The following is a 6,274-nucleotide window of genomic DNA, read 5'->3' as shown; positions in this document are numbered from 1 at the left end:
TCAAACCTTCCTTTCATTACTGTGTGAGACTTGATACTTTCGCTTTACCCGGCAAACCCCGAAGAGCCCGCCGGCGCATCGCGCATCAAGCGCCCACACTTATCGGCTGTTAATTTTTAAAGATCGATTACGCACTCACTACCAGAACCGCACCGGCCAACTTCACCGCTACCGCTCCGTTCTGCGTCGCTGCATCTGCAGCAGAGAAACGAGATTATGGAGAACTTCCGCTACGCCGTCAACAGGTTTTTCTAACTTTCCCAACCTGTCCAGCGTGCCGCAAACCCCCGCCATTGCTGGCTCCCCGCCTTCCCGTGCCCCGGTGTCCGAAGCACGAAAGAGCGAGATTCTAGCGAGGCGACGCAGGCCTTGCAAGGGTTATTTTGATAGAAGCGAAATGCGCTGGAACCAGCGCAAAGAGGGATAAGACAACAACTCAAAGACAATCCGCACTGCCCACTCAATTCATCGCACGTCGACTCATCGCCCGCTCGACTATTTGCATATAGTGATCGAGATCCGGCGTCACGCGGTTCTCTTCTTTCGCCAGATCGTCCCATCTACGCAGACGCAGCGCATCTTCCGCATAGGGCTTGCGCAGAAACGCCTCGGCTTCGTCCTGACTGAAAACACCGCCCTGCAACTCGAGACTCCGAACGGAATCCGCAGATAGTTGCCCGAAATACTCTGCGTCGATCGCGCACAGACAGCGCTTCGCATCCACGTGCAAGCGGATCGGCTCGAGTACTGCATCCGTCAGTACCGGCCGCAAAAAAGGCAGTGCAAAGTATTGATGCAGATCGTCGATGCCCCGCTCGGTCGGCGTTTCGCCTTGCAGATTCAACAGATGCCCAAGGTCGTGCAAAAACGCCGCGGCGACGAGTTCATCGCTGGCGCCGGCCGCTTCCGCGAGCGCGCCGCTCTGCAACGCATGTTCGAGTTGCGTCACAGGCTCGCCGCTGTAGGCGAGATTGCCATACTGCTCGAATAGCGACCGGATGTCGTTCAGACTCAATGCCACGCTCACACTCCCCAAATAAAACCCTGCTGCAACTCACCGCATTCACTGAGCCAATCCGCCCGCGGATTCGCCGCCCAATGCGATTGCACCAGCACCACACTCTTCACCGACATTCAACCGACACCGGACCAGCCCCGCAGCGCGCTCGCCATCACGCGAAGCCAGCGCCGTCAACAACGCGCGATATCCGCCGAGCGAACCTTCCAGCCACCCGACCGGCACCCCCGGCACGGCGTGACGCCGGACCAAACTTGTTTCGCTCATCACCCGCCGATACGTCTCGTGCAATTTCAGATTGCCCGCCACAGCGACGAGCGCATCGTGGAACGCCAGGTCCGCGCGTCCAAACGCGTCGTGATCGCGCGATTCGAGCGCCAGGCGCAATTCATCGAGTCCATCGCGCAGCACGGCCAACCGCGTCGCATCGATACTCGTCGCCAGCAACCGGCAAGCGGCTTCTTCGAGCATCGCGCGCACCGCATCGAGTTCGTCGGCCTCGACTTCCGACACCTCGCGCACGAACACGCCGCGGTTCTTCACCGTGCGCACCAGGCCCGCCTGTTCGAGCGCGCGGAATGCTTCGCGGACCGGCGCACGCGATACCTGCAGGCGCGCGGCCCAATCGGCTTCGTTGAGTTTGTCGCCCGGCCGGAGCGCTCCCTCGACGATATGTCGCTCGATCGCCTCCCGCACCACGGTGGTCAACGAACCGCGACGACCCTTCCCCACCGCGCCGCCGACAGATTCAACAGCAACAGGCCGCATATATTCGGTCATTTTGACAAAAAACGCCACATCGGCATACGCACGTCGGGCCGCCGCAAAGCGCGCAGCCCGAGCCTCAATCGACGCGCCGCTTCGGCGCCCGCGCCGCGATCACCAGCAGCGCGGCGAGCGAAACCAGCAGCAAAATCAGCGACAACGCGGACGCCGGCAGGTAATACCCGCGCTCCACCTGCCCGACCACGACGATCGGCACCGTCGCGAAGCCCGGCGGATAAACCGTCAGCGTCGCGCCCAGCTCGCCGAGCGACAGAGCGAAACCGAGCGCGAGACTCGCGCGAATCGCCGGCACCAGTTGCGGCAACACGACCCGCCGCAACACCATCGACGGCGGCGCACCCAGGCTCGCCGCGGCTTCCCGCAAAATTGTCAACTCCGGCCGCAGCGCGGCGGCCGCGCAGCGATAGCAGAACGGCAGCACCAGCGCGAGCTGCACGAACACCACGATCGCGGCCGAGCTCGACAGATCGAACGGCCGCTTGTGATACGCAATCAGCACGGCCAGCCCGAGCACCACGCTCGGCACGCCGTTGGGCATCATCGCGACGGTATCGACAAACGCCCCGAGCCCACGCCGGTCGCGCCCTTCGAGCGCCAGCGCCAGCCATAAACCGAGCGCCGTCCCGAGCACGGCCACGCCGATGCCGATTTCGAGACTCGTCGTGATCGCGTCGAAATCGCTCGAGCCGAGCCGTTCGAACCAGCGCGTGCTGAAATTATCGGGAAAGATCGTGCCGGACCAATGGCCGGCGACGCTCGACAGCGCCACCACCAGCACCGGCAACACGAACAGCCAGAAACACAGCAACGCGGCGAGACCGAGCAGCAGACCGCCCAGCATCCGCACCGGCAGACTGCGCCGGACCGGTCGCGCTTTCTTGTGCATGACCGGCAACACGGTCGGATCGAGTTCAACGGCCATGGCCCGCTCCTTTCTCCTTGCGACGATTCACCTGCCGGTACAGCGCATACAGCGACAAGGACATGATCAGCATCACCACCGCGCCCGCGGCGGCCGTCGGCAGGTCGAGGTCGACGGTCGCGGAACTGTAGATCGCCACCGGCAGCGTGATCAGATGCGCGCTGCCGAGCACGAGCAGAATCCCGAATTCGTTGAGCGTCAGCAGAAAACACAAGATGGTACCCGCCGCGATCCCCGGCCACGCGAGCGGCAGAATCACCTTGAACGCCACCATCCAGCCGTTCGCGCCGAGACTCCGCGCCGCTTCGATCAAACGCGAGTCGAGCGTGGCGAACGAGGCCAGCGTAGGCCGCACCACGAACGGCGCGTAGAACACCACTTCCGCGAGAATCACGCCGCCCACGCCGAACAGGAAATCGAGCGGCGGCGTTTGCAGATGGAACAGCCGCTGCAAGCCGATACTCACCGAGCCTTGCGAGCCATACAGAAAGATCAGCGTGAACGCGACCAGAAACGACGGAAACGCGACGAACAGTTCGAGGAACCGCGTCACCATCCGCGCCCCGGGAAACGGCTTGAAAAACAGCAACGCCGCGAGCCCGATGCCGAGCAGCGACGCGAGTCCGGCGCTCGCGAACAGAATCCACAGCGTCGTGCCGATCACCCCGCTCGTCTCCGGATTACCGAAGAACGCGGAATAGGCATGCAGGCTGAGCCCATGCGGACCGGTCAGACTCAACAACACTAGCCGCACCAGCGGATAGATCACCAGCGGTCCGAGCACGACCACCGCGAGAAACAGCAGATGCCATTGCGCGATGCGCTCGCGACGCCGGCTCGCGGCCACGTGCGACATCGTGCTGGCGTGACGGCGGGCGTCGGCGGCGGCGAGTTCGGCCGCGCCGCGCGCACCCGGCGTGTCGGGCGAACCCGAGCCGGACGTATCAGGGCTGAATAAGGACGACATCGTCAGCCTCGTAGCGCAGGGAAACACGCGCGCCCTTCTCCGGCATCATGCCGTGGCCGCGCTGCTGGGTGACGAGAACCGGCTCGCCCGGCATCGCGTCGAGCGCGATCGAGACCGACAGCACCGCGCCGTACCACTCGACCGATGCAATCGTGCCATGCAGATGGCCTTCGCCGAGCGGCACGATCCGCAACGCCTCCGGCCGCAGGCACGCGACGCGCTCGCGCTCGTTATAGCGCACGTCGTCCATGCCGAAAGCCACTTGCGGCGGCAGCAGGTTCGCCGCGCCCAGATACCGCGCGACGAAACCGTCGGCGGGTGTGTCGTACAACTGCTGCGGCGTGCCGAGTTGCGCAATGCGGCCTTCGCGCATCAGCAGCGTGCGATCGGAGAGCACCAGCGCATCGTCCTGATCGTGCGTCACGCAGACGATCGTCAGATTCGGCAAACGCTCGTGCAGCGACTTGAGTTCGGAGCGCACCGACGCGCGCAGATTGGCGTCGAGCGCCGAAAGCGGTTCGTCGAGCAACAGCACGTCGGGCTCGATCACGAGCGCGCGCGCCAACGCCACGCGCTGCTGCATACCGCCCGACAGTTGCGCCGGCATCACATGACCGGCATCGCCGAGTTGCACGAGTTTGAGCGCATCGGCAACGCGCCGCGCCACGTCTTTATTCGGCGTGCGACGCGCGCGCAGCCCGAAGGCCACGTTTTCGAAAACGGAAAGATGCGGGAACAGCGCATAGCTCTGGAACAGCAAACCGAGATTGCGCTGATGCGGCGACACGTGAGTGAGATCGTGGCCGGCCACCGTCAGCGTGCCGGACAAACCATCCGCCTCGATAAACCCCGCAATGAAGCGCAGCAGCGTGGTCTTGCCGCAACCGCTGCGGCCCAGCACGGTCAGCAATTCGCCGCGCCGGATCGTGAGCGACAGATCGTCGAGCACGGTACGCGTGCCGAAGCGGACCGTCAGATGGTCGATCTGCACGCCGCCCGACGACACGTCGCCCGCAGCAGTCGAACGCGCGCCGTCGAGCGCATTCGTTGAGGCGCCTGGCGCGCCTCGGTGAGCAACACTGGCCGTATTCACCGGGTCGATCCTCCAACGAGTTCGATGCAAATGCGGCGCCCGCCGCGCGACGCGGCGGGCGCCGGTTGAATCGACTGAAACCAAACGGGAAAAAACTGCTGAAACCGGCTGGAACCGGCTAAAGCCCGAGCCTTACTTGGGCTTGACCACTTCCAGCGGCTTGTCCGACGAACCGATCACTTCGCTCTTCCAGCGGGCGGTCCAGTCGGCCTTCTTCGCCATGACCTGGGTCCAGTCCACCGGAATCAGCTTCACGCCGGCAATCGAGCTTTTCACGATCTCGCCGTTCTTGCCCGTGAGCGGCACGTCCGTGCGACCCGGAATGCCGAAAATGTCCGGCACCTTGGCCTGCACTTCCTTCGACATCAGGTAGTCGATCAGCTTCTTGCCTTCGGCCTGGTTCGGGCCGCTCCTGATCAGGCCGATTGCGTACGGCAACTGGAACGTGGTCGGCTGGCCGCCGGCCGTGGCCGACAGGAACACCGGCTTGAGCGACAGGCCGCCGTTCGCGGCATCGTCCAGATCCATCTGCAGGTCGCCGTTGGCCACCGCAATTTCGTTACGCGAGAGCAGCACGTCGAGGTAGCCGGTGCCCTTGGTGTGGAACTTGGCGCTCTGCTCGAGCTTCTTCAGATAATCGAAGGCCTTGTCTTCGCCCATCAGCGACGAGGTCAGGATGATCACGGCCATGCCGTCGCCGGCGGTCGCCGGGTTCGAATACGCGACCTTGCCGCTGAAATCCGGATGCAGCAAGTCGGCAAACGTCTTCGGCTGGTTTTTCGTCACGTCCGGGTTGATCGCGAACGAGAAGTAATTGTTCACGAAAGTCGCCCACGTGCCGTTCGGCGCCTTGGCGATGGCCGGCACGTTCTTGTAGTTGGCGCTCTGGTACGCCTGCAGCAGACCCGACTGGTCGGCTTGCTGGATGAACGGCGGCAGCGTGACGAGCACGTCGGCTTTCGGTTGATCTTTTTCGATGGTCGCGCGATTCACGACTTCACCGCTACCCGCCGTGACGATATTGACCTTCACGCCTTCTTTCTTTTCGAAGGCCGGCAACACGCCCGAGTAAAAGTTTTCGAGGCCGTCGGCGGTGTACAGCACCACCGCATCGGCCGCGTGAGCCTGCATCGCGATGCCGCCGAACGCCGCCGCCGCGACCAGAGCCGGCAACAGTTTGCGCGCCAGACCGGCAGTAGCTTGAAGGGAACCCGTTTTTGTCATGTCGCTTCTCCGAAAGGCTAAACCCAACGATCGGGATTCAACCCGATACCTGTTTTGATCGAGCGGCGGTTGCGCCGCTTGCGTGTGCTTTGCGTGTGACTGCTGATGCCTCGTTCTCGCGAGTCGTCGTGCAAATCTGCGCCAAATCGCGCAGGTTCGCGCGCTCTGCAGATTGCCGACAACTTCGCTGCCCGTCTTTTCCGCTCACTGGCCGCGGACCTCCGACACTCGCGCTGTCCGCCGCGCCTGAACGGGCACGGCAAG

Annotated in this window: 6 protein-coding genes; all 6 read right to left on the bottom strand. The window is 63.6% G+C overall.

Annotated elements, in window-relative coordinates; translation table 11 throughout:
- Positions 1–460: 460 nt before the first annotated feature.
- Entirely contained in the window at positions 461–1,021 is a 561-nt protein-coding gene (locus FQ746_RS30370) for a phosphonate degradation HD-domain oxygenase (protein ID WP_144113475.1), read from the bottom strand.
- A 42-nt stretch (positions 1,022–1,063) separates the two neighbouring features.
- Positions 1,064–1,798 (bottom strand): FCD domain-containing protein, encoded by a 735-nt coding sequence (locus FQ746_RS30365; RefSeq protein WP_144113474.1) that lies wholly within the window; start codon positions 1,796–1,798, stop codon positions 1,064–1,066.
- 64 nt (positions 1,799–1,862) lie between these two features.
- The gene (gene phnV, locus FQ746_RS30360) at positions 1,863–2,726 is read right to left on the bottom strand and encodes a 2-aminoethylphosphonate ABC transport system, membrane component PhnV (RefSeq protein WP_144113473.1); all 864 of its coding nucleotides are present in this window, start codon (positions 2,724–2,726) and stop codon (positions 1,863–1,865) included.
- A complete protein-coding gene (locus FQ746_RS30355; RefSeq protein WP_144113472.1) occupies positions 2,716–3,693 on the bottom strand; it encodes a 2-aminoethylphosphonate ABC transporter permease subunit in 978 nt (325 codons plus the stop codon). Before FQ746_RS30355 ends, phnV begins: the two co-directional genes overlap by 11 nt.
- Entirely contained in the window at positions 3,671–4,786 is a 1,116-nt protein-coding gene (gene phnT / locus FQ746_RS30350) for a 2-aminoethylphosphonate ABC transport system ATP-binding subunit PhnT (RefSeq protein ID WP_144113471.1), read from the bottom strand. The genes FQ746_RS30355 and phnT overlap by 23 nt, the downstream gene beginning before the upstream one ends.
- A 132-nt stretch (positions 4,787–4,918) precedes the next feature.
- Positions 4,919–6,010 carry a 2-aminoethylphosphonate ABC transporter substrate-binding protein gene (gene phnS / locus FQ746_RS30345; protein ID WP_144113470.1) on the bottom strand — a complete coding sequence of 364 codons (1,092 nt, stop codon included), beginning with the start codon at positions 6,008–6,010 and terminating at the stop codon, positions 4,919–4,921.
- Positions 6,011–6,274 lie beyond the last annotated feature (264 nt).

It is taken from the genome of Paraburkholderia sp. BCC1886 (assembly GCF_900996245.1).
Taxonomy (GTDB): domain Bacteria; phylum Pseudomonadota; class Gammaproteobacteria; order Burkholderiales; family Burkholderiaceae; genus Paraburkholderia.
The sequence above is the reverse complement of the archived record's forward strand: the minus strand, read 5'-3'. Positions and strand labels throughout refer to the sequence as shown.

Coding starts and splice junctions, on each gene's coding strand:
- FQ746_RS30365 (WP_144113474.1), bottom strand. CDS start 1,798: ATGACCGAATATATGCGGCCTGTTGCTGTTGAATCTGTCGGCGGCGCG.
- phnV (WP_144113473.1), bottom strand. CDS start 2,726: ATGGCCGTTGAACTCGATCCGACCGTGTTGCCGGTCATGCACAAGAAA.
- FQ746_RS30355 (WP_144113472.1), bottom strand. CDS start 3,693: ATGTCGTCCTTATTCAGCCCTGATACGTCCGGCTCGGGTTCGCCCGAC.
- phnS (WP_144113470.1), bottom strand. CDS start 6,010: ATGACAAAAACGGGTTCCCTTCAAGCTACTGCCGGTCTGGCGCGCAAA.